Raw genomic sequence first — 23224 nt, forward strand, 5'->3', positions numbered from 1 at the left:
GCGGGACGGGTGGCGTCACCGAAGGGGTCGTTGCCGCGCCAGCCGACGGTCCAGAGACCGAAGGTGAACTTGTCCGCGGAGGTGGGGGTGAAGCGGTCCGACATGAATCTGCCTCTTGTCGACGAGGGCCCGGACGGCTGCACCGCCGACCGACCGATTTGTTTACTGACAGTACTAATACTGCATCGCGGCGCTTGTCGCCAGCCCGTCTCCGTGACACATCAGTCACATAGGGGCAACGTGACGGCTTCGTTCTTCTCCTGACGGCGCCCAAATGGGGCATACCGGCGAACGACTCCGCTCATGTCTTGATAATTCCGCCAGATTTGTTTTGCGTACGATCAAAATCGAGATGCACGGGCGACGAGGCCTCCTGGAACCACTGCGGGGCTCGTGACGTCCAGCGGAGGCTTCCGGTGGACGCGGGACGGTGCGCCACGTCGCCACCGAAGCGGGTCGCACACCTGCCCGAGTGCTCCAACTGGCTTGACACTGCTACGACATGGGTACGCGCAGTGCGCCCGGGAACCTGCAGCGGACGGTCTATCGTGGGCGTCATGTCCGCCCCTGAACTCATTCGCATCGTGTCCCGCGACTCGCCCATGGCTCTCGCCCAGGTGGAGCGCGTTCGTGCCGAGCTGGCCGCCCTCCATCCCGGCACCGCCACCGAGGTCGTGGCCGTCAAGACCACCGGTGACAAGTGGATGGGTGATCTCGCCCAGGTCGAAGGGAAGGGCGCGTTCACCAAGGAGGTCGACGCCGCCCTCCTCTCGGGCCAGGCGGACCTCGCAGTGCACTGCGTCAAGGACATCCCGGCCGACCGGCCGCTGCCCGCCGGAACCACCTTCGCGGCCTTCCTCCAACGGGACGACATCCGCGACGCCCTCGTACACCCCGGAGGTCTCACCCTCGACCAGCTCCCCGACGGAGCCAGGATCGGCACCTCCTCCGTACGGCGCAGGGCCCAGCTCGCCGCCTCGCACCCGCAGCTCCAGTGCGTGCCGATGCGTGGCAACGCCAACCGCCGACTGGACAAGCTCGCCGCAGGAGAAGCGGACGCGCTGCTTCTGGCCGTCTCCGGACTGGAACGCATCGACCGCACGGATGTGATCACCGAAGTCCTCTCGGTCGAGGTGATGTGCCCGCCGATCGGAGCCGGGATCCTTGCCCTCCAGTGCCGTGAGGGCGACAGGGAACTGATCGACGCGATCAGCGGCCTCGGCCACCCCGCCACCCATCGCGAGGCCACCGCCGAGCGCATGTTCCTGCACGTGCTGCAGGGCCACTGCAACAGCCCCATCGCCGGATACGCCCGTACCGAGGGCAGCGGCGAACTGTCGCTACGGGCGAAGGTGTTCACGCCCGACGGGAAGGTGATCCTCAACGCCCACGAGTGGGCGGGCCGCCTCGACCCGGCCACGCTCGGCACGTCCGTCGCCGTCGCCCTCCTGCGCCAGGGCGCCCGCGAACTCATCGACGGAATCCCGCACTGACCCGGGCCGGCGCACCGGCCGGTGCCCCTGAGCGCCGGCCCGCCCTGGCCCCGCGCCGGACCGAGGGGCAGTTTGATCAGGTCCGCGAGGGCACGATGCAGACCCGGTCGTCGGCGATGTCCTTGCCCGAGTCGTACGGGTCGACGACAGGCCACGGCCGGTCTGCCCGCGCCGCCTCCCTGGAGAAGTACGGGTGGACGAAGCCGTCGGTCGTGCGGCAGTCATGGTTGCCGAGCAGTCGCCGGTACTCGAGCGGAACGAGTTTTCCGGGTGCCGCTCGCTCGTCGAGGTCCAGGACCAGTTGCCGCCGCACAACTGCGCGCGCCACCTCCTCCGTGCCCCCCCACGGCCCCGGCTCGGCGCCCGGGGCCGCACGTCCCACCGCGTACACGAAGGTGTAGTCGGCTCGTACACGCAACCGACCCGGCTCGTTGCCTGCCTCGAAGGTCATTCGGCCGTGCACCCTGACGCCGTCCTCGACCACACGGAGTTCTGCCGGGTCGAAGCGGGTGAACATCTCGGTGGGATCACCGCCCTGTGCACCCGGTTCGCGCAGATGGCGGATCAGCCGGGCGCGGGCGGAGTCCTGCGCGTCAAGCATTTTCAGGGCCTTGGTGGGCCATCCGCCATGGAGCACGGCCTGATCCAGATTGGCCGCGATCAAGAAATCCTTGGTCCGATTCAGCGCGTCGAAAACCCGCTCCTCCGGTATCCCGTTCACGGCTTTGACATCCGGCACCTGGATACCGCTGTCATCGGTCGCCCAGTCGGCGGCGTGCGAACCCCGAAACGGCAGATTGGTCGTTGCCGGCCACGCGTCGGGCCACAAGCTCTCAGGCCTCGTGCCGGCGGCGAATGGCTCGTCGGCAGGCCGCTCTCCGGACGTGCTGCTGACCAGCCATACCGCGAAACCCACCAGCGCTGCGGCCGCCGTGCCTCCCACCAGCCCCCGCTTGAGCCGGCGCCGGGACCGGTCCCTCCGCAACGTCTCCTCCCGGCCCGCGTCCTCGCGCTCCGCGCGCAGCCGCGCAACATAGTCCACCGGATCCGGCATGCCCCGCCCTACTCTCGTCCACTGTCGTAGACATCTCACGAGCCATGCCCCTCCAGCACAAGACGCCCCATCAATACGTGATGATCACGTAATCGGCGCACGGCGGGATACGGGGCCGCCGCGCTGCGAAACGACCTGCCGGCCACCCCTGCGTGGACGGTCTGGAATGCGACCGTGGATCAGCGAGTTTCGAAGCTACGCAGCAGGCGGCGCGAACGGCGCGGAGAACAGAGAGCGGACGGCACCCATGGGCGAGTTGATTCTGATCCGGCACGGCGAGACCGAGTGGTCCCGGTCCGGGCGGCACACGAGCCATACCGATCTGCCACTGACCGCCCTCGGTGAGCGGCAGGCCCGTGCTCTCGTGCCGCTGATCGCCGACCGGAAGATCGGGCTCACCCTGGTCAGCCCGGCCCTGCGGGCCCGGCGCACAGCAGAACTTGCCGGGCTTGCCTCGCCCCGTATCACCCCTGACCTGCGTGAATGGGACTACGGCGGCTATGAGGGCGTGACCACCGTCGAGATCCACCGCACCCGGCCGTCCTGGAACCTGTGGACCGACGGGGTCGCCCCGGGCCCGGAGGCGCATCCCGGGGAGACGCCGGCTCAGGTGGGGGAGCGGGCCGACCGGATGCTCACCGAGATCCGGGCGGCGGCCGAATCACTGGGGGACGCGGACATCGCCCTCGTCGCGCACTCCCACTTCCTTCGCGTGTTCACCGCTCGCTATCTCGGGCTGACGCCGTCCGGCGGCACACTGTTCCAGCTCGCCACAGGGGCCGTCTCCCGCCTCGGCACCGAGCACGGGAAGCCGGTCATCACCGCCTGGAATGTGGCCCTTCCCGAGAGTCTCTTCCGCGCGGCAGCGCCGGAGCCGGCGCAGTCGCCGGAGTGAGACGGGGCCGGTGCGCGCCGCTCCTGGCGGCGATGCCGCAGGGGCGCGGTCGCGAACGCCACGCCGCGAACGAGTCCGTCCGCACCGTGGAATGAATGAACGGCCGGTACCTCGCCCGAGGTACCGGCCGTTCACAGGAGCTCAGAGGTCAGGAGATCAGCTCCACCTCCGCCAGCGTCCCTTCACCCTCGGGCACGAGGCGGTAGTGCTCGTACGTTCCCGTCCTGCTCACCGAGAACACCCGCGTCTGCTTGTCCCACGCGAACGACTGCGCCGATCGCTTGTCGAGGTCCTTCCAGGTCGTGCCGTCCGACGAGCCCTGCAGGACCCAGCCCTTCGGGGCCTGCGCCGCCGCGCCCGATGTCAGCGTGTACTGGACCGCCTTCGTCGATGCGGGCACCGGCAGCTCCACCGGGCCGTTCACCGTCGCCGTCGTGGCCGACGTGTTGTCGTACAGGGCGCCCTCGCCCTTCAGCACGTCCTTCTTCGGCGACGGCACCTGGTCGTCCTTGGTGATCGACGTCGGCGCCGCGTCCTTGCCCGTGCCCCACGCCGACGGCTTGGCGCCCATGTCGAACTCCAGGACACCGCCCTTGGCGAGCAGGTCGTGCGGCAGCGACGTGGACGTCCACTTCTTGCCGTTGACCTTCAGGCCCTGCACATAGATGTTCTTCGCGCTGTTCTTCGGCGCCTTGACCACCAGGTCGTGGCCGTTCTCCAGGTGGACGGTCGTCTTCGTGAAGAGCGGCGAGCCGATCGCGTACTCGCCACTGCCCATCACCAGCGGGTAGAAGCCGAGCGAGGAGAAGAGGTACCAGGCCGACTGCTCGCCGTTGTCCTCGTCGCCGTGGTACCCCTGGCCGATCTCGCTGCCCGTGTAGAGACGGCCGAGGACCTCGCGGACCTTCTCCTGGGTCTTCCAGGGCTGAGACGCCGCGTCGTACATGTACGTGACGTGGTGCGCGACCTGGTTGCTGTGGCCGTACATGCCCATCCGCACGTCACGCGCCTCCGTCATCTCGTGGATGACACCGCCGTAGGAGCCGACGAACTCCGGGCCCGCCGTCTCGGGAGTGGAGAAGTACGTGTCGAGCTTCTTGGCCAGGCCGTCGCGGCCGCCGTACAGGTTCGCCAGACCGCGGCTGTCCTGCGGGGCCGTGAACGCGTAGCCCCAGCCGTTCGTCTCCGTGTAGTCGTAGCCCCAGATCCGCGGGTCGTACTTGTCGGAGGCGACCCGCCAGTCACCCTTGGCGTCCTTGCCCTGGAAGAAGCCGGCCTTGGAGTCGAACAGCTCGACATAGTTGCGGGCCCGGTTCAGGAAGTACTCCGACTCCTCCTTGTACCGCTCCTTCTTCGTCTTCTTGTAGAGCGCCTGGCCCATCTGCGCGAGGCCGTAGTCGTTGAGGTAGCCCTCCAGCGACCAGGACAGACCCTCGTGCGTCGACGTGTTCGCGTAACCCGCGAACGGGGATGTCTCCATCCCCTTCCGGCCGACGCCGGACATCGGCGGCACCACCGTGGCGTTCTTCAGGGCCGCCTCGTAGGCCGCCTCGCCGTCGAACTTCACGCCCTTGACATAGGCGTCCGCGAACGCGACGTCCGACGAGGTGCCGGTCATCAGGTCGGCATAGCCGGGGGAGGACCAGCGCGAGATCCAGCCGCCGTCCTTGTACTGCTGGACGAAGCCGTCGACCATCTCGCCGGCCTTCTTCGGCGTGAGGAAGGAGTACGCGGGCCAGGTCGTCCGGTACGTGTCCCAGAAGCCGTTGTTGACGTACACCTTGCCGTCGACGATCTTCGCACCCGTGTGGGTGGGGGTGTCGGAGCCGATCTGCGGCGAGAACGGGCTGGCGTACCGGTCCTTGCCACCGACCTGCTCGAAGCCCGAGTTCGGGTAGAGGTACAGGCGGTACAGGCTGGAGTAGAGCGTCGTCAGCTGGTCGGCGTCCGCGCCCTCGACCTCCACCTTGCCCAGGATGTCGTCCCAGGCGTGCTGCGCCTGGTCCTCGACGCGGCCGAAGGAGCGGGTGGCGGGGATCTCCGCAGCGAGGTTCTGCTTCGCCTGGTCGATGCTGATCAGCGACGTGGCCAGGCGGAGGTTGACCGTACGGTCCTTGCCGGCGTCGAAGCGGAGGTAGCCCGTGACATCGTCACCGCCGCCGCCCTTGAGCTTGCCGCTCGCGGTGACCGGGGCGTCGAAGACGCCGTAGACGAAGAGCCGGGTGGCGCCGGTGGAGAGGCCGCTCTTCACGTCGGAGAAACCGGTGAAGGAGCTGGTCCCCGGGTCGAGGGTGAGCCCGCCGTCGTTCGAGATGTTGTCGAAGACGACGGACGCGTCGTCACCGGGGTAGGTGAACCGCATCCGCGCCGCATGGTCGGTCGGCGTCATCTCGGCCTTGAGGCCGTTCTCGAACGTCACACCGTAGTAGTGCGGCTTCGCCGTCTCGTTCTCGTGCTTGAACGGCAGCGCACGCGCCGTGCGGGAGGCGTCCGGCTCGTCCTTGGCCACCGACGGCATCAGCTGGAACGTCTGCCGGTCGCCCATCCAGGGGCTCGGCTCATGGCTCGCGCTGAACGCCTGGAGCGTAGGCAGGTTGTCGTCGTTGTTGGCGCGCTGGTAGTCGTACAGCCAGCTCGTCGAGCCGGCGTTGGTGACCGGCGTCCAGAAGTTGAAGCCGTTCGGGACCGCGGTGGCGGGGAAGTTGTTGCCCCGCGAGAAACCGCCGCTGGAGTTGGTGCCGCGGACCGTCGACGCGTAGTCGGACAGGTGCGCCCGGCGCTTCTCGGCAGCCTTCGGGGCGAGCTTGATGTCGTCGATCCAGCCCTGGAACTTCGCCGGGCCCTTGGGGGAGTCGTACGCCACCAGGATCCGGTCGACGGTCTTTCCTGCCGCGACCGTACCGATGCGCGAGGCGACCTTGTTCCACTGGTTGACGTACAGCCGCTTGGCGTCGGCCTGGCCCTGCGGGGTCAGCAGACCGCCATGGCTGTCGGTGGCGCCTAGATCGCTCAGATACGTACCGTCGGTGAAGGCCAGATCGACCGAGACATGGGTGGCGGGGTACGAGAGGTCCGTCTCGCCCATCTGCGGGTAGAGGAGGTAGGAGAGCTCGGTGTCCCGGGTGACGGCCGTGTCGACGTCGAAGATCTTGTTGTACGAGTACGCGCGGCCGTCCGGCTTGTGCGTGCCCGCGTACCGCAGGGCCTTCTTTCCGGTGAAGCCCGCGCCGGCCTTGGCCGTGGGCGAGCCGGAGGGGCCGCGGTCGATCTGGCTGCGCATCTCGTCGGGGGCGGGGGTGCTGGTGTTGCCGTCGGAGAACTGGACGTCGGCGAGCTGGAGCGCGTCCGAGGCGCCGTTGTTCTTGGTGACGTCCAGGCGGTAGTGCTGGTAAGCCGTGTCGTTCGAGAAGTCGTACGACTTCGTCTGGAAGCGCTCGGAGAAGGACTGGTCGGTCCGGGAGTCGAGGTCCTTCCAGGTCTTGCCGTCGGCGGAGCCCTGAAGAGTCCAGTCCTTCGGGTCGCGCTCGTCGTGGTCATTGGCCGAAGTGAGCGCGTATGTCAGGACCTTGACCGGTTCGTCGAGATCGAACTCGATCCACCCGGTGGGCTCGAAGGTCAGCCACTTCGAGGAGGACTCCCCGTCGACGAGGTTCTCCTTCACTTCGCCGCCGCCGGTGTTCTCGCCGCTGGCGCGCAGATCCGTGACCTTGTCGGTGACATTGCCCGGTATTCCGGCGGAGAAGCCGCCGTCGATACCCGATGCCCGCTTCTTCCCGTCCGGACCCTCTTCCACGGTATTGCGCCAGTCCGGCTGCTTTTCGTTCGCTTCGAACGATGAGCTGAATGTCTGGTCGCCCGTGGGCTTTTCACCCTTTTCGGCAAAACTCGCCGACTGTGCGGCGGCCGTGGTGGGGGCGGTCACCACCAGGACCAGTGAAGCCGCGATGAGTGCGGCCGTACGGTTTTGTCTCTTACGAGAACCATGTCGGGGCTGCATGCCGAGCCATTCCTCCCGAGGAAGCACACTGGACAACGTTGTCAGGGCGATGTGCAGGATCCAGTAGGGAGGCAAGTGGCGTGATGTGTCAAGGGTGTTGGACGGGGACGCACGGGTGAATCGACCGTATTGCGGAAATCGTTACACCCGGACGAGGGCGCGCGGGGCCCATGTATCCGCGAGGTCTCAACTCGGGAAAGACTGCCGCTCAAACCTGCATTCGATCTTGCTCAGTTGGCTGCAAGTGGACTATACCTGTCGGCGTCTGCACCGCCGTTTCTACGCGGACGCGGACAAGGGGGGCCGGGGGGAACGGCCGGGGGGCGCCATCGCTGCATCCATCGGTTCGATCTCCGGAATCCCCCACTGCATCTGGCTAGCCTGCAAATCAGCACGACCCAAGCGCAACTGACCGCGGTGGCGGGGCCCTTCGCCTGAGGCGAATTTCGACGGGCGACCGGTACACACCGCCTGAGTCCTGGAGAAGGCGAGGACTTGAGCATGGGATCCACCTCCGCCCACAAGAATGAGGGCCTTGGCCGTCGCGACGTGATCAAGCGGTCTGCCGCACTCGGTCTGATCACCGTTCCGACAATGAGCTTCCTGTCGGCGTGTGCGAGTAGCGACAGCGGCACTGACGACTCGGTCAAGAAGGGCAAGACGAGCGCCAAGAACCCGCTCGGCGTCAACGAGACCGCTGCCCTCGATGTCGTCATCTTCGATGGCGGTTTCGGTCAGCAGTACGCGATCGACGCGGAGAAGAAGTACAACGCGGCCTTCCCGAAGGCCCCGAAGGTCAAGCACACCGCGACCCAGAAGATCCAGTCGCAGCTGCAGCCGCGCTTCAACGGCGGCACCCCGCCGGACCTGATCGACAACTCGGGCGCCGAGCAGATGGACATGGGTGTCCTCGTCGGCAAGAAGCAGCTGCTCGACCTGACGCCGCTGATGGACGCCCCGTCCATCGACGACCCGAGCAAGAAGGTCCGCGACACGCTGCGCCCCGGTGTCCTGGAGATGGGCCAGTTCGACGGCGACCCGGTATGGATCATGTACTACGCGTACACGGTCTACGGCGTCTGGTACTCGCAGACCGCGCTCGACAACCTCGACGCGCAGTACCCCGAGAACTGGGACGACATGCTCGCCCTCTGCGAGAAGGCGAAGAAGAAGGGCATCGCCGGCTGGACCTACGCCGGTAAGTACCCCTACTACCTGCCGTTCTCGCTCTACCCGTTCATCGCCAAGATCGGCGGCCGGGAGGTTCTCGACAAGATCGACAACCTGGAGCCGAACGCCTGGAAGGACCCTGCGGTCAAGGCGGCGTTCGAGGCGTACTACGAGCTGTACAAGAAGGGGTACATCCTCAAGGGCACCCCGGGTCTGACCCACATTCAGTCGCAGACCGAGTGGACCAAGGGCAAGGCGCTCTTCATCCCGAACGGTTCGTGGGTGGAGAACGAGGCGGCGCCCACCACGCCCAAGGACTTCAAGATGATGGTCTCGGCGCCGTCCAGCCTGGACTCGTCCGACAAGATGCCGTTCGGCACCATCTGGGCCTCCGGCGGAGAGCCCTTCGTCGTCCCGGCCAAGGCGAAGAACCCCGAGGGCGGCATGGAGCAGCTGCGCATCATGCTCTCCGAGGAGTCCTCGAAGAACTTCACCAAGCAGGTCAAGTCCCTGAGCGCCTTCAACGGTGGCACTGACGGCCTGACCCTGTCCACGGCCATGCAGGCCGGCGTCGACGCGCTGAAGAAGGCCGGCGACAACGTGGTGAACCCGCGTCTGCAGGACTGGTACGTCAAGCTCCAGAAGGAGCAGATCGGTGTCGCCGGCATCGGCGAGATGATGGCGGGCCGCGCGACCCCGGCGGAGGCCATCAAGAAGATCCAGGCCTTCGCGGACGCGGCGGCCAAGGACCAGTCCATCAAGCACTACAAGCACCAGTGAGCAACCGTCACCAGCGGCGGCACCCGCGGAAAGATCGGGGTCGGTAAACGATGCAGCACGGCAAGTACCGCTTCATTGTGGGGTTCTTGATCGCCCCACTGGCGTTGTACGCGGTCTTCGTCATTTGGCCGTTCATCCAGTCCATCTACTACTCGTTCACGGACTGGACGGGTCTGAGCCCGGACTTCAAGATGGTCGGGTTCGACAACTACACCAGGATGCTGAAGGACGACATCTTCTGGAAGTCCTTGCAGCACAGCGTGTTGCTTGTGCTGCTGCTGCCGCTGGTGACGCTGGGTCTGGCGCTTTTCTTCGCCTTCATGCTCAATGTCGGCGGCCGGCGGCGCAAGAACGCCACGGTCGCCGGCGTGCGGGGCTCGGGCTTCTACAAGATCGCCTATTTCTTCCCTCAGGTGCTCTCGATCGTCATTGTCGCCCTGCTCTTCCAGTTTGCTTTCAACCCCCGCGACGGGATGCTGAATGCGACGCTGAAGGGGATCGGTCTCGGCTCCATCCAGCCGGACTGGCTGGGGGATCCGAGTCTCGCGCTCGTCTGCGTCATGTCGGTACTGATCTGGTCGACGGTCGGATTCTTCGTCGTGCTGTTCTCCGCCGGAATGGCGTCCATTCCGAAGGACTTCTACGAGGCGGCGCTCCTCGACGGGGCCAACCGTTTCACGACGTTCTTCCGGATCACCCTGCCGCTGCTCTGGGACACGGTGCAGTCGGGCTGGGTCTACATGGGAATCCTGGCGCTCGGCGTGGAGGCGTTCACTGCCGTACAGGTCATGACCGTGGGTCCCGGTGGTCCCGACTACTCGACCACGGTCCTGCCCCTGTACGTGTACCAGACCGCTTTCCGTGACGGCCAGGCAGGATACGCAACAACGATCGGTGTCGGACTGCTCATTGTCACCATGGTCTTCGCCGCCATCGTGATGCGACTGGGCCGGCGCGAGCGGCTGGAGTTCTGATGAAGACCACTGATACCCCTCCCGCGCCTGCGGCGGACCGCGTGCCCGTGTCCAAGGTGACCGTGCCCGGCGGCAAGAAGGAGACGAGCAGCGAGGGCACCGTCCTCAACGTCTTCTCGCATGGTGTGCTGATCATCTGGGCGATCCTGGTCGTCATGCCGCTGCTCTGGGCGGTGATGGCGTCCTTCAAGACGGACGACTCGATCCTGTCGACGCCGTGGGCGCTGCCCGACAAGCTTCACTTCGAGAACTGGTCGCGCGCCTGGAGCCAGGCGCACATGAGCGAATACTTCTTCAACACGGTCGTCGTGGTGGGCGGTTCGCTCATCGGCACGCTGCTGCTCGGTTCCATGGCGGCGTACGTACTGGCCCGGTTCGACTTCCCCGGGAACCGCTTCCTGTACTACCTGTTCATCGGCGGCATGAGCTTCCCGATCATCCTGGCGCTGGTCCCGCTGTTCTTCGTGATGAACAACATGGGCCTCCTGAACACGCGACACGGACTGATCTTGGTCTACATCGCGTATTCGCTGCCGTTCACCGTCTTCTTCCTCACCTCGTTCTTCCGGACGCTGCCGAGCTCGGTGGCGGAAGCGGCGATGATCGACGGGGCCTCGCACACCCGGACGTTCTTCCAGGTGATGCTGCCGATGGCGAAGCCCGGCCTGATCAGCGTCGGTATCTTCAACTTCCTCGGACAGTGGAACCAGTACATGCTGCCCACGGTGCTCAACACCGACCCGAAATACCGGGTGCTCTCCCAGGGGTTGGTCGAACTGGCCAACAGCCAGGGGTACAAGGGTGACTGGTCCGGTCTCTTCGCCGGTCTGGTGATGGCGATGCTGCCGGTCCTTGCGGCCTACATCGTCTTCCAGCGTCAGGTTGTCGCGGGCCTGACCGCGGGAGCGGTGAAGTAGCGGCCCCGCCCTCGTACACAGACGAAACCGCCCGCCGGCCCTGTGCCGGCGGGCGGTTTCGTCTGTTTTCCGCGTTCGTCCCGTCCGGGGCAGCCCGCTCATCCGAGGCTCCCACTGCTCAAGGTCTTGACGGGGAGTGCCCCAAAACGTTCAGCTTAGAGTTCACATGTTGGAGAAACTGGCAGGAGTGAGAGAGTCGATGGAGACTCCGGGGTCGCAGACATCTCTGCATCGCGCCAACCTTGAGCGGGTCGTGCGTGCCGTGCGTATGGCGGGTTCGCTCACCCAGGCGGAGATCGCCAGAAGCACGGGCCTCTCCGCGGCAACGGTCTCCAATATCGTTCGCGAACTGAAGGACGGCGGCACCGTAGAGGTGACCCCCACCTCGGCGGGCGGCCGCCGGGCCCGCAGCGTCTCGCTCAGCGGTGACGCGGGCATCGTGATCGGAGTCGACTTCGGCCATACGCATCTGCGGGTGGCGGTCGGCAACCTCGCCCACCAGGTGCTCGCCGAGGAGTCCGAGCCGCTGGACGTCGACGCCTCGTCGGCGCAGGGCTTCGGACGGGCGGAACAGCTGGTCAAGCGGCTGATCGAGTCGACCGGGATCAGCCCGGGCAAGGTGATCGGCGTGGGCCTCGGCGTTCCCGGCCCGATCGATGTGGAGTCCGGCACGCTGGGCTCCACATCGATCCTGCCGGGCTGGACGGGCATCAACCCGAGCGAGGAGCTCGCCGCGCGGCTCGGCGTGCCGGTGTACGTCGACAACGACGCCAACCTCGGGGCGCTGGGCGAGCTGGTCTGGGGTAGCGGCCGGGGCGTCAAGGACCTGGCGTACATCAAGGTCGCGAGCGGTGTCGGCGCCGGTCTGGTGATCGACGGGCACATCTACCGGGGGCCGGGCGGCACGGCCGGCGAGATCGGGCACATCACGCTCGACGAATCGGGCCCGGTGTGCCGCTGCGGCAACCGGGGCTGCCTGGAGACCTTCACGGCCGCGCGGTACGTCCTGCCCCTGCTCCAGCCGAGCCACGGGCCCGATCTCACGATGGAACGCGTGGTCCAGCTGGCGCGGGAGGGCGATCCGGGCTGCCGCCGGGTGATCGGGGACGTCGGACGGCACATCGGCAGCGGTGTCGCCAACCTGTGCAACCTGCTCAACCCGAGCCGAGTGGTCCTCGGCGGGTCCCTCGCCGAGGCCGGCGAGCTGGTGCTCGCGCCGATCCGCGACTCGGTGTCGCGCTACGCCATTCCCAGTGCCGGAAGGCAGCTCTCGGTGCTTCCCGGAGCGCTGGGAGCCCGGGCGGAGGTACTGGGTGCGCTGGCCCTCGTGCTGAGTGAAATGGGGGATTCATCCCTTTTGGAGAGCACTCTCCCGACGACGACCCCTGCCTTCACTTAGATAACGAATGGCACCGTTGTCATCTCGTTAAGGATTTACTCCTTGACGTCGGCTTCGCGGCCGAGTTGACTTCCAGCCACCTCGGCCGCAACGCTGCGGCCTCGTCAGGGAGGCACACCCGCAATGAACGCAATGACGCGACGCATCGTCATAGGCACGGCCGCAGTTTCGATGGCGGTCTCCCTCGCAGCCTGTGGCAAGGCGGGCGACGACAAGAAGGGCTCGGCGGACTCGGGCAGCAAGACCAAGATCGGTCTGCTGCTCCCGGAGAACAAGACCGCTCGCTACGAGACGCTGGACAAGCCGCTGTTCATCGAAGCGGTCAAGAAGGACTGCGCGGACTGCGAGGTTGTCTACAACAACGCGGCCGGTGATGTCGGCCAGCAGAAGCAGCAGTTCGAGCAGCAGATAGCCGACGGCATCAAGGTCATCGCGATCTCCTCGGTCGACGCCGAGAAGTCCGCCGCGTGGGTTGCCGACGCACACAAGAAGGGCGTCAAGGTCGTCGCGTACGACCGCGCCATCGTCGGTGCCGACGCCTACGTCAGCCACGACAACGAGAAGATCGGCAAGCTCCAGGGCCAGGCCGTCCTCGACGCCCTCGGCTCCAAGGCGGCCGGCTCCAACCTCGTCATGATCAACGGTGACGAGAAGGACCCGAACGCCGGCCTGTTCAAGAAGGGTGCTCACGAGGCCCTCGACGGCAAGGTCAAGATTGCCTACGAGGCGTCCGGCGAGTGGGACCCGAAGATCGCCGGCGAGAAGATGACCGCCGCGATCTCCTCGGTCGGCAAGGGCAAGATCAACGCGGTCTACTCCGCCAACGACGGCATGGCGGGCGGCATCATCACGTCCCTGAGCAACGCCGGCATCAAGGACATCCCGGTGGGTGGCCAGGACGCCGAGCTCCCCGGTATCCAGCGGATCATCGCCGGTACGCAGACCTTCACGATCTACAAGTCGCCGAAGCAGCTCGCCCCGACGGCCGCCCAGTTCGCTGTCAACCTGCTCCAGGGCAAGGACATCGGCGCCTCGGGCAAGACGGACGGCGTTCCCTCCACGCTGCTCGAGCCGACCGTGGTGAACAAGGACAACATCGAGTCCACCGTGGTCAAGGACGGCATCTACCAGGCCTCCGCGATCTGCGTCAAGGACATCGCCGCCAAGTGCACCGCACTGGGCATCAAGTAGTCCCTCCTCGCGCCAGGGCCAACAGGCCCTGGCGCGTACGGGTTTGATCCGCGCCGCACGGCGGAGTCCGCCCGCCCCATGACTGTCCGGCCCCGGCCGGCCCACACCCCGCTGCCGGCCGGGTGCCGGACATTCTTCCCCCAGTACTTCCAGTACATCGACGCTGCCCCTCGTGGCGCGGCGTCTCCGCCGGTCAGGCGGCACATCCCCGCCGGTCAGGCGGCGAAGGAGATGGTTCACGTGTCACAGACGCCCGTGCTGGCGTTGCGTGGAGTCTTCAAGCGATTCGGAGCGGTCCAGGTCCTCTCCGGTGTCGATCTCGAAGTCCACGCCGGAGAAGTGGTCGCCCTGGTCGGCGACAACGGTGCAGGAAAGTCCACGCTGGTCAAGACGATCGCCGGCGTGCACCCCATCGATGAGGGCGTCATCGAGTGGGAGGGCGAGAAGGTGGACATCAACCGTCCGCACGACGCCCAGAACCTCGGCGTCGCCACCGTCTACCAGGACCTTGCGCTCTGCGACAACCTGGATGTCGTCGCCAACCTCTTCCTCGGTCGCGAGATCAAGAAGGGTGGCGTCCTCGACGAGGTCGCCATGGAGAAGCGGGCACAGGACCTCCTGTCCACGCTCTCCATCCGTATCCCCAGCGTCCGTATCCCGGTTGCCGCGCTCTCCGGCGGCCAGCGCCAGGTCGTGGCCATCGCCCGTGCCCTGGTCGGCAACCCCAAGATCGTGATCCTGGACGAGCCCACCGCGGCCCTCGGCGTCGAGCAGACCGCACAGGTCCTCGACCTGGTGGAGCGGCTGCGCGAGCAGAACCTCGGCGTCATCCTCATCAGCCACAACATGGCCGATGTGAAGGCTGTCGCCGACAAGGTCGCCGTGCTGCGACTCGGCCACAACAACGGCATCTTCCCTGTGGCGACGACCAGCCACGAAGAAATCATCGCCGCGATCACGGGCGCCACGGACAACGCCGTGACCCGTCGTAAGTCCCGCAGCGCGGAGGCATCCAAGTGAGCAAGATCAGCAAGACTTCGGCCGAGGTCCCGGCCCAGGCAAAGGCCACCGAGGCTCCCGTAGCAGCGGCCGGCGCAGTAAAGGTCGTCGACCCCCGCCTGCTCATCCGTGAGCAGGGCTTCAAGGGCTACTGGACCGAGTTCAAGCGCAAGGTGCGCTCGGGCGAGATCGGCTCGCTGCCTGTCGTGGTGGGCCTGATCGTCATCGGGATCGTCTTCCAGGTCGAGACCGGCAACTTCCTCACCTCGTACAACCTCGACCAGATCACGCTGTACGCGGCGGGCCCCGGCATCATGGCCGTGGGCATCGTCTTCGTACTGCTGCTCGGCGAGATCGACCTCGCGGTCGGTTCCGTCGCGGGTCTCGCGGGTTCGGTGTGGGCCGTGCTCGGCACGGACATGCCCGACTCCCTCGCCATCGTGGTCGGCATCCTGTCCGGCACGGTCATCGGCGCCTTCCACGGCATCGTCTTCGCCAAGATCGGCGTGCCCGCGTTCGTCGTGACGCTGGCAGGCTTCCTGGGCTGGGCCGGTCTGCAGACCTGGGTGATGGGCGACAAGTCCACCATCACCACCCCGCTCGGCAGCTTCGTCCGCGACCTGACCAGCTACTACTTCGCCGACGTCGCCGCCGCCTACGGTCTCGCCGTGGTCGTGATCGTCGCCTTCTACCTCGCGCAGCTGCGCGACTCGAGCCGCCGCAAGGCCGCAGAGCTGCCGCACCGCCCGCAGAGCGAGATCATCGTGCGCACCGCGCTGATCGCCGTCCTGTGCCTCCTCGCCGCGTACGCGTTCAACCAGGAGCAGGGCCTCCCGCTCTCCCTGGTGATCTTCCTCGCGATCCTGGTCATCACCGACTTCGTTCTGCGCCGCACCCCCTACGGCCGTCAGATCTTCGCGGTCGGCGGTGGCATCGAGGCAGCGCGTCGTGCCGGTATCAACGTGTCCTGGATCCGCATCTCGGTGTTCATGATCTCCGGCACGCTCGGTGCGGTCGGCGGTCTCTTCCTGGCCTCCGCGACCGGCGGCGCCGACCGTTCGCTCGGTGGCGGCAACCAGCTCATGATGTGCATCGCCGCAGCCGTCATCGGCGGTACGTCCCTGTTCGGCGGACGCGGCAAGGTCTGGTCCGCGCTGCTGGGCATCCTGGTCATCCAGTCGATCGTCCAGGGCCTCAACCAGATGAACCTGTCGTCGAACGCGATCCAGTACATGATCACCGGTGGAGTACTCCTCATCGCCGTGATCATCGACTCGGTCTCGCGCAAGACCCAGAAGACCGCGGGCCGCGCCTGACCGCGGTACCCGCGCCTGTGCCCGGCACCCTTCGTGGTGCCGGGCACCTGCGTGTTCGTATGTACGCACGCACCGATCCGCACCGGAAAACACCGCCCGATGACCTCGGTCCCGGACGGAACATTAGACTCAGCGGATCGGCACGCTCGACGAGCTCAAACGCAAGGAGGCACGGGTGGCCCTGCTGACCCGCATCGGGGGACCGCGCGACCTGGACCGGCTCAGTCCTGAGCAGCTGGAACAGCTCGCCGAGGAGATCCGGACCTTCCTCGTCGACGCAGTCTCCAAGACCGGCGGCCACCTCGGCCCCAACCTGGGTGTGGTCGAGCTGACCATCGCCCTGCACCGGGTCTTCGATTCGCCGAAGGACAAGGTGCTCTTCGACACCGGCCACCAGAGCTACGTACACAAGCTCCTCACCGGTCGCCAGGACTTCTCGAAGCTCAAGAGCAAGGGCGGCCTGTCCGGCTACCCCTCGCGCGCGGAGTCCGACCACGACATCATCGAGAACTCGCACGCCTCCACCGTCCTCGGCTGGGCCGACGGCCTCGCCAAGGCCAACGAGGTGCTGAAGAAGGACGACCATGTCGTCGCGGTCATCGGTGACGGCGCTCTCACCGGCGGTATGGCCTGGGAGGCGCTGAACAACATCGCCGCCGCCAAGGACCGCCCGCTCGTCATCGTCGTCAACGACAACGAGCGCTCCTACGCCCCGACCATCGGAGGCCTCGCCAACCACCTCGCCACCCTGCGCACCACGGACGGCTACGAGCGCTTCCTGGCCCGTGGCAAGGACATCCTGGAGCGCACCCCCGTCGTCGGGAAGCCGCTGTACGAGACGCTGCACGGCGCCAAGAAGGGGCTGAAGGACTTCATCGCCCCGCAGGGCATGTTCGAGGACCTCGGCCTGAAGTACGTCGGCCCGATCGACGGCCACGACATCGAGGCCCTGGAATCCGCGCTGCAGCGGGCCAAGCGTTTCGGCGGGCCGGTCATCGTGCACTGCCTCACCGAGAAGGGCCGCGGCTACACCCCCGCCCTCCTCGACGAGGCCGACCGCTTCCACGCCGTCGGTAAGATCCACCCCGACACCGGCCTCCCCGTCGCCACCTCCGGCCTCGACTGGACCTCGGTCTTCGGTGAGGAGATGGTCAAGCTCGGCAAGGAGCGCAAGGACATCGTCGCGATCACCGCGGCCATGCTCCAGCCGGTCGGCCTCAGCCAGTTCGAGAAGGAATTCCCGGACCGGATCTACGACGTCGGCATCGCCGAGCAGCACGGCGCGGTCTCCGCGGCGGGTCTCGCCACCGGCGGACTGCACCCCGTCTTCGCGGTGTATGCCACGTTCCTCAACCGGGCCTTCGACCAGGTCCTGATGGATGTCGCCCTGCACAAGTGCGGTGTCACGTTCGTCCTGGACCGGGCGGGGATCACCGGCACCGACGGCGCCTCGCACAACGGCATGTGGGACATGTCGATCCTGCAGTGCGTGCCGGACCTGCGGATCGCCGCCCCGCGCGACGCCGACCAGGTCCGTGCCCAGCTTCGTGAGGCCGTCGAGGTCGACGACGCCCCGACGGTGGTCCGCTTCTCCAAGGGTGCGGTCGGCCCGTCCGTCAAGGCCGTCGGCAGGGTCGGTGGCATGGACGTGCTCCGCAGGGCCGACACCGCCCGCCCGGACGTCCTCCTGGTCTCCGTCGGCGCGCTGGCTCCGATGTGCCTGGAGATCGCCGATCTGCTGGACGCCCAGGGCATCACGACGACGGTCGTCGACCCGCGCTGGGTCAAGCCGGTCGACGAGGCCATGGCCCCGCTCGCCGAACAGCACCGTGTCGTCGTCACCGTCGAGGACAACAGCCGGGCCGGCGGTGTCGGCTCCGCCGTCGCCCAGGCGCTGCGCGACGCAGGAGTCGACGTACCGCTGCGCGACTTCGGTATCCCGCCGCGCTTCCTCGACCACGCCTCCCGCAAGGAGGTGATGGCGGAGATCGGGCTGACTGCGCCGGACATCGCCCGCCAGGTCACCGGTCTTGTCGCCAAGCTGGACGGCCGCTACGACAGGGACGCCGGCACGCCCTCCGTGATCGAGCCCGCCCGGGACTGACCTGCCCGACACGGACCCTTGCCCGCACGGGTCCGAACGAGCGACGAGCGATACGGCCAATGGGACGGTCGGACCACCCTGTACGAGTGGTCCGACCGGCCCATTCGCGTGAAATCGCTCGACGTGCAGCCCTGCGCCGCCGGTGATGTCCCAATCATGGCGTTCACGACGAGTGCGTGGAGGTACGCCGGTGACTGCGCAGCAGGACACACCACCCACCAAAGGCGGGCTGTTCCGGACCAAGACGGTGGAACAGTCCATCCGTGACACCGAGGAGCCGGAGCACGCTCTCAAGAAGTCCCTCTCCGCGCTGGACCTCACGGTCTTCGGAGTGGGCGTCATCATCGGCACCGGCATCTTCGTCCTCACCGGCAAGGTCGCGAAGGAATCGGCGGGGCCTGCCACCGCACTCGCCTTCGTAGCCGCCGCCATCGTCTGCGCCCTTGCCGCACTCTGTTACGCCGAGTTCGCCTCCACCGTTCCGGTCGCCGGGTCCGCGTACACCTTCGCGTACGCCTCACTTGGTGAACTGATCGCCTGGATCATCGGTTGGGACCTCGTGCTGGAATTCGCCCTGGGCACGGCGGTGGTGGCCGTCGGCTGGTCCGGCTACGTCCGTTCGCTGATGGACAACGTCGGCTGGGACATGCCCGACGTGCTCGCCGGGCCGGATGCGGGGCCAGGCTTCGGCTTCGACGTCCTGGCCTTCCTCCTGGTACTCGTCCTGACCGTAATCCTGGTGCTCGGCATGAAGCTCTCCGCCCGGGTCACGACTGTTGTGGTCGCCATCAAGGTGGTCGTCGTCCTGATCGTGATCATCGCGGGGCTCTTCTTCATCAAGGCCGCCAACTACTCACCCTTCATCCCGCCGGCTGAGCCGCAGATGTCCGGCTCAGGACTGAACGCGCCGCTGATCCAGCTGATGTTCGGCTACGAACCGACCAACTTCGGCGTCCTGGGCATCTTCACCGCCGCCTCCATCGTCTTCTTCGCCTTCATCGGCTTCGATGTCGTGGCCACCGCCGCCGAGGAGACCAAGCTCCCGCAGCGCGACATGCCGCGGGGCATCCTCGCCTCGCTCTTCATCTGCACGGTGCTCTACGTCGCCGTGTCGCTGGTGGTCACCGGCATGCAGCACTACACCGAACTGTCCGTGAGCGCCCCGCTGGCCGACGCCTTCAAGGCCGTCGGGCATCCCTTCTACGCGGGCGTCATCAGCTTCGGAGCCGCGGTCGGCCTCACGACGGTATGCATGATCCTGCTGCTGGGGCAGACCCGGGTGTTCTTCGCGATGAGCCGTGACGGGCTGCTTCCGCGGTTCTTCTCCAAGACGCACCCGAAGTTCGGCACCCCGTACCGCCCGACCATCCTGCTCGGCGTGATCATCGCGATCGTGGCCGGTTTCACCAGCATCAACGAGCTGGCGACGCTGGTGAACATCGGCACGCTCTTCGCGTTCGTGGTGGTCGCCCTGGGGGTTCTCGTGCTGCGCCGCACCCGTCCTGATCTGCACCGCGCGTTCCGCACCCCGTGGGTGCCGCTGATCCCGGTCCTCTCGGTGGCCGCCTCGGTGTGGCTGATGCTCAACCTGCCGGCGGAGACATGGCTCCGGTTCGCCATCTGGATGGCCGTCGGGGCGATCATCTACTTCTCGTACGGGCGTCGGCACAGCCGCATCAATGACGCCGTCGGCCGGCCGTAGATCAGTCCTTGTGAGGCGGCAGCGGCCGTACGGCACGGGGGCCTGCGCACTGCGCCCCGTACGCCTCGACCCGCCGCCGCAGCTCCCGGTCGGCCGTCACCACGACACAGTCGCGGTTCGCGGGCGGAGCCGCCTCGGCGGCGACGAGGTCGACGATCCGGTCGTCCCCACTGCCGGGCGCGGACTCCACCCGTACCCCCGGCACCGATGCGATGCCACGGGCCGCGCCCTCGACGACCAGCACCAGTTCGACGGGGCCGGGATGCCCGGGCAGTCCGGCCGCGGCGAACGGGACCAGGGAGTCCCGCAGCCGTTCGGCCGCCCCGAGCCGGTCCCGCCACCAGCCGTCCGGCACCGACCCGACCACATTGGCCGCGTCCACGATCACCAGGGTCCGTTCGGTCAGCATCCCAAAAGGGTGTCACGCACCGGCCGCCGCACGGTCCGTCAGCCGCCGGTGGCGGGGGACTTCTTCGCCGACTCCGGGATCGTGCCGTCCTTGCGGATCGCCTTCCAGAGGTCACCGGCCTGCGGCTGGGCCGCCACCACCCGGTTCGGGTCCTGTTTGTCGTACGCGACCGGAAGCATGATCGTTTCCATCGTGCTCGGGTCCACGCCGTTCATCGACCGGGCGAACTCCGCGAGGGACTTCAGCGAGGCGAGCCCGGAGTCTGTGGTCAGCGACTTGGTGGCCGAGTTGGCGATCTTGTAGGAGTTCGTCGGGCTGCCCAGCAGATCCTGCGACTTGACCTCGCTCAGCAGCGCGAGGAGGAACTGCTGCTGGAGCCCGATCCGGCCCAGGTCGCTGCCGTCGCCGATGCCGTGCCGGGTGCGGACGTACGCGAGGGACTGGGTGCCGTCGAGCTTGTGCGGGCCTGCCGTGAGGTCGAGACCGGACGACGTGTCGCGGATGTCCTGCGGGACATCGACCGTGACCCCGCCGATGGCGTCCACCAGGTCCTTGAACCCGGCGAAGTTGATCTCCAGGTAGTGGTCGATCCGGACCCCGGACATCTTCTCGACAGTCTTGACCACACAGGCCGGACCGATCTGGGAGTAGACGGAGTTGAACATCACGCGGTTCGCGGACGGTGTCGTCGAACCGTCGGCCTTGGTGCACTCGGGCCGGGTGACGAGGGTGTCGCGCGGAATGGACACGGCGACGGCCTTCTGCCGGCCCTCGGGTATGTGCACCACCATCGCGGTGTCGGACCGGGCGCCGCTGACGCTGCCGCCGCCCCCCAGCTCCTTGTTCTCGGCACCGGCCCGTGAGTCGGAGCCGAGCACCAGCAGATTCTGACCGCTGGTGGGCAGCTTTTCCGGGCGGTCGTCCCCGAGCGCCTTGTTGATGTCGACGCCCTTGATGTTCCCGTCGAGCTGGCTGTACATCCAGTAGAGGGTGCCGCCGGCGGCGAGCAGCAGCACGAGCACAATGCCGAGGGTGATCTTGAGGCCGCGGTGGCGCTTGCGGCCCTTCTTACGGCCCTGCTGCGGAGTTCCTGTTCGTCGGGAGGCGCGCGGGCCCGGGGGCATGGCGTCGTGGCTCATCCTGCTCGAGTCCCTTGTCTCGTCGCCCGGAAGGGCTGGGTGGGGTGGACTCGGGTGGGGGGAGGAGCCGGTCCGTCTTTTCCTGGTGACTGTGAACTATAGACAGTCGATCGGATGTGCGTACGAGTGGCGTGAAGCGGTGTGCGGTGGACCGGCGACTTCCGGATCTCGGCGAGGCTTCGTTGTGACAGGCCACAGCTTTGGAACGCCTTTGGATACGGGGGTTTAAGATGTGGCAGATTCGAAATACTGCGCGAGTCGTCGGATGTCAGTTCTGGAAGGTGGCTGTAGACCCATGCTGGAGCACGGCACTCGTGAGACCTCAAGGGCTTCCATCGGCTCTCGTGTACTTCGGGGCGCATGGCTCACCCGGGGCAAGGATGGCCGGCTCACGGTGTACGCCTCGGCTGAGGGCGGTCTGCAGCGATGGACCGAACAGCGCCCCGGTGGTCCAGGGTGGACTCGTCCCGAGTTCTTCGCGGCGCCGCATCTGACCGACCTGTCTCTCGTGCAGGACAGCAACGGCTATGTGCATTTCATCGCCCGCCGCGAGCGGCGGGCTGCCGGCAAGTCGGCGGTGGCCGACATCATGTACGCCATCCAGTACCAGACGGGCCGCCCGGTCTCGCAGTGGCGCTCCCTCGGCAACCCGCACAAGGACGCGGAATCGTCCCGTGGGATCGGGGTGCCGGTCGGCGTGGTGACGCCGTCGGGCGTAGTGCACATCTGTCTGCCGAACGCTCATGGCGGTCTCGCTCTCCGCCGTGAACAGCCCGACGGTAAGTGGCGGGCCTGGGAGGACCTCGGGGGCAGTGGCATCGAGTCCGCTCCGACGATCGTCGCTCTCTCGACGGACCGGGTCGAGATCTTCGCGTCGACGCAGCTGGGTACCGCGCACTGGAGCCAGCAGAAGCCCGGCGGGCCATGGGGCGAAGCGCAGCCCTCACGGTTCGCGGTGTGCCCCGGCACGGCGGCCGGTCTGGAGACGGGTCCCGACCGGACCACCTACTACTGGACCGATCCCGGAGGCCTCGGTGTGGTGGCGTACCGGGCCGGAGGATGGCCGATGCCGCTCGGTGGGGCTCCGGGCGACGGTCCCCATTCGACCGTGCGTGCGTTCGTGGACGGCTACGACTGCACCTTGCTGGCTCACCGGGGGGCGAACGGCACAGCGGTGATCGGTGTGGGAGTGACCGAGGGCGAGAGCAACGGCATGTGGTGGTCGGACACCGGAATGTCCTGTTCGGGCTCGCCGGCGCTGGCTGAGGACGCCTTCGGGAGGGTGGTCATGGCCGTGATCGACGACAGTGGGGAACCCCGAGTGGCCCGGCAGACGGACGGCCCGGGACTCACGCTCGCCGAGTGGCAGACCCTCTGAGAAGAGCCGACCGGACTCTCTTTCACACTCGGTAGGCAATCTACGGCGCATTCATGACACCCCGTAAGGGTTGTACGGCGAGCGCCATGACTTCAATCACTCTCACATGTCCAGAGCGTTTCGTGGACCCTCGCGGAACCTGCACATTGACATCCTTTAATGTTCACTTAAGCTTTGCGTCTGACGCAACAGTTTCAAGAGTTGAGCGACCAGCGGTCGGTTCGGTCCGACCCTGGGCCCCCCATGGCTCGGCGAAGGCGGTGCGCAGAGTTGGATGTTGGTGGTGGCGCTGGCGCGCTCCGCCGCC

Annotated in this window: 16 protein-coding genes; 12 read left to right on the forward strand and 4 right to left on the reverse strand. The window is 67.0% G+C overall.

Annotated elements, in window-relative coordinates:
• The first annotated feature begins 557 nt into the window (after positions 1–557).
• Positions 558–1493, forward strand: coding sequence for a hydroxymethylbilane synthase (gene hemC, locus ACIA8E_RS03315; RefSeq protein ID WP_399293844.1), 936 nt, complete (start codon positions 558–560; stop codon positions 1491–1493).
• A gap of 76 nt (positions 1494–1569) precedes the next feature.
• Here the strand turns inward: hemC and ACIA8E_RS03320 are convergent, their stop codons facing one another.
• Positions 1570–2547, reverse strand: coding sequence for a hypothetical protein (locus ACIA8E_RS03320; RefSeq protein WP_399293847.1), 978 nt, complete (start codon positions 2545–2547; stop codon positions 1570–1572).
• Between the two features lie 247 nt (positions 2548–2794).
• Between ACIA8E_RS03320 and ACIA8E_RS03325 the strand changes: the two genes are divergently transcribed.
• Positions 2795–3442 carry a histidine phosphatase family protein gene (locus tag ACIA8E_RS03325; protein ID WP_399293849.1) on the forward strand — a complete coding sequence of 216 codons (648 nt, stop codon included), beginning with the start codon at positions 2795–2797 and terminating at the stop codon, positions 3440–3442.
• Between the two features lie 148 nt (positions 3443–3590).
• On the opposite strand, the gene ACIA8E_RS03330 is transcribed toward ACIA8E_RS03325, so the two are convergent.
• Positions 3591–7439, reverse strand: coding sequence for a GH92 family glycosyl hydrolase (locus tag ACIA8E_RS03330; protein WP_399293852.1), 3849 nt, complete (start codon positions 7437–7439; stop codon positions 3591–3593).
• A gap of 501 nt (positions 7440–7940) precedes the next feature.
• Between ACIA8E_RS03330 and ngcE the strand changes: the two genes are divergently transcribed.
• From ngcE to ACIA8E_RS03375, 9 genes are all read left to right on the forward strand, one after another.
• Positions 7941–9389 (forward strand): N-acetylglucosamine/diacetylchitobiose ABC transporter substrate-binding protein, encoded by a 1449-nt coding sequence (ngcE, locus tag ACIA8E_RS03335; protein ID WP_030979341.1) that lies wholly within the window; start codon positions 7941–7943, stop codon positions 9387–9389.
• A gap of 50 nt (positions 9390–9439) precedes the next feature.
• A complete protein-coding gene (locus ACIA8E_RS03340) occupies positions 9440–10363 on the forward strand; it encodes a carbohydrate ABC transporter permease (RefSeq protein WP_399293855.1) in 924 nt (307 codons plus the stop codon).
• Entirely contained in the window at positions 10363–11280 is a 918-nt protein-coding gene (locus ACIA8E_RS03345) for a carbohydrate ABC transporter permease (RefSeq protein ID WP_399293858.1), read from the forward strand. The genes ACIA8E_RS03340 and ACIA8E_RS03345 overlap by 1 nt, the downstream gene beginning before the upstream one ends.
• Before the next feature lie 199 nt (positions 11281–11479).
• Positions 11480–12679 carry an ROK family protein gene (locus ACIA8E_RS03350; protein ID WP_399293861.1) on the forward strand — a complete coding sequence of 400 codons (1200 nt, stop codon included), beginning with the start codon at positions 11480–11482 and terminating at the stop codon, positions 12677–12679.
• A 123-nt stretch (positions 12680–12802) separates the two neighbouring features.
• Positions 12803–13870, forward strand: coding sequence for a sugar ABC transporter substrate-binding protein (locus tag ACIA8E_RS03355; RefSeq protein ID WP_399293863.1), 1068 nt, complete (start codon positions 12803–12805; stop codon positions 13868–13870).
• A gap of 231 nt (positions 13871–14101) precedes the next feature.
• Positions 14102–14890, forward strand: coding sequence for an ATP-binding cassette domain-containing protein (locus tag ACIA8E_RS03360; RefSeq protein WP_250967024.1), 789 nt, complete (start codon positions 14102–14104; stop codon positions 14888–14890).
• Entirely contained in the window at positions 14887–16185 is a 1299-nt protein-coding gene (locus ACIA8E_RS03365) for a sugar ABC transporter permease (RefSeq protein WP_399293865.1), read from the forward strand. The genes ACIA8E_RS03360 and ACIA8E_RS03365 overlap by 4 nt, the downstream gene beginning before the upstream one ends.
• A gap of 175 nt (positions 16186–16360) precedes the next feature.
• Positions 16361–18289, forward strand: coding sequence for a 1-deoxy-D-xylulose-5-phosphate synthase (gene dxs, locus ACIA8E_RS03370; protein WP_399293868.1), 1929 nt, complete (start codon positions 16361–16363; stop codon positions 18287–18289).
• 190 nt (positions 18290–18479) lie between these two features.
• Positions 18480–19991: an amino acid permease gene (locus ACIA8E_RS03375; RefSeq protein ID WP_399293870.1), complete on the forward strand. Its 1512-nt coding sequence runs from the start codon at positions 18480–18482 to the stop codon at positions 19989–19991.
• Between the two features lies 1 nt (position 19992).
• Here ACIA8E_RS03375 and ACIA8E_RS03380 read toward each other — a convergent pair whose 3' ends face one another.
• Together ACIA8E_RS03380 and ACIA8E_RS03385 are read right to left on the reverse strand one after the other, a co-directional pair.
• Positions 19993–20400, reverse strand: a complete 408-nt coding sequence (locus ACIA8E_RS03380; protein ID WP_376255874.1) for an NTP pyrophosphohydrolase — start codon at positions 20398–20400, stop codon at positions 19993–19995.
• 38 nt (positions 20401–20438) lie between these two features.
• On the reverse strand, positions 20439–21539 hold the full coding sequence (locus ACIA8E_RS03385; protein ID WP_399293873.1) for an LCP family protein: 1101 nt from the start codon (positions 21537–21539) through the stop codon (positions 20439–20441).
• A gap of 394 nt (positions 21540–21933) precedes the next feature.
• Between ACIA8E_RS03385 and ACIA8E_RS03390 the strand changes: the two genes are divergently transcribed.
• Complete coding sequence (locus ACIA8E_RS03390) at positions 21934–22917, forward strand: hypothetical protein (protein ID WP_399293876.1); 984 nt, start codon at positions 21934–21936, stop codon at positions 22915–22917.
• Positions 22918–23224: the final 307 nt, after the last annotated feature.

This window comes from Streptomyces sp. NPDC051664, from assembly GCF_044453545.1.
Lineage (GTDB): Bacteria > Actinomycetota > Actinomycetes > Streptomycetales > Streptomycetaceae > Streptomyces.

Coding starts and splice junctions, on each gene's coding strand:
- hemC (WP_399293844.1), top strand. CDS start 558: ATGTCCGCCCCTGAACTCATTCGCATCGTGTCCCGCGACTCGCCCATG.
- ACIA8E_RS03320 (WP_399293847.1), bottom strand. CDS start 2,547: ATGCCGGATCCGGTGGACTATGTTGCGCGGCTGCGCGCGGAGCGCGAG.
- ACIA8E_RS03325 (WP_399293849.1), top strand. CDS start 2,795: ATGGGCGAGTTGATTCTGATCCGGCACGGCGAGACCGAGTGGTCCCGG.
- ACIA8E_RS03330 (WP_399293852.1), bottom strand. CDS start 7,439: ATGCAGCCCCGACATGGTTCTCGTAAGAGACAAAACCGTACGGCCGCA.
- ngcE (WP_030979341.1), top strand. CDS start 7,941: ATGGGATCCACCTCCGCCCACAAGAATGAGGGCCTTGGCCGTCGCGAC.
- ACIA8E_RS03340 (WP_399293855.1), top strand. CDS start 9,440: ATGCAGCACGGCAAGTACCGCTTCATTGTGGGGTTCTTGATCGCCCCA.
- ACIA8E_RS03345 (WP_399293858.1), top strand. CDS start 10,363: ATGAAGACCACTGATACCCCTCCCGCGCCTGCGGCGGACCGCGTGCCC.
- ACIA8E_RS03350 (WP_399293861.1), top strand. CDS start 11,480: ATGGAGACTCCGGGGTCGCAGACATCTCTGCATCGCGCCAACCTTGAG.
- ACIA8E_RS03355 (WP_399293863.1), top strand. CDS start 12,803: ATGAACGCAATGACGCGACGCATCGTCATAGGCACGGCCGCAGTTTCG.
- ACIA8E_RS03360 (WP_250967024.1), top strand. CDS start 14,102: ATGGTTCACGTGTCACAGACGCCCGTGCTGGCGTTGCGTGGAGTCTTC.
- ACIA8E_RS03380 (WP_376255874.1), bottom strand. CDS start 20,400: ATGCTGACCGAACGGACCCTGGTGATCGTGGACGCGGCCAATGTGGTC.
- ACIA8E_RS03385 (WP_399293873.1), bottom strand. CDS start 21,539: ATGAGCCACGACGCCATGCCCCCGGGCCCGCGCGCCTCCCGACGAACA.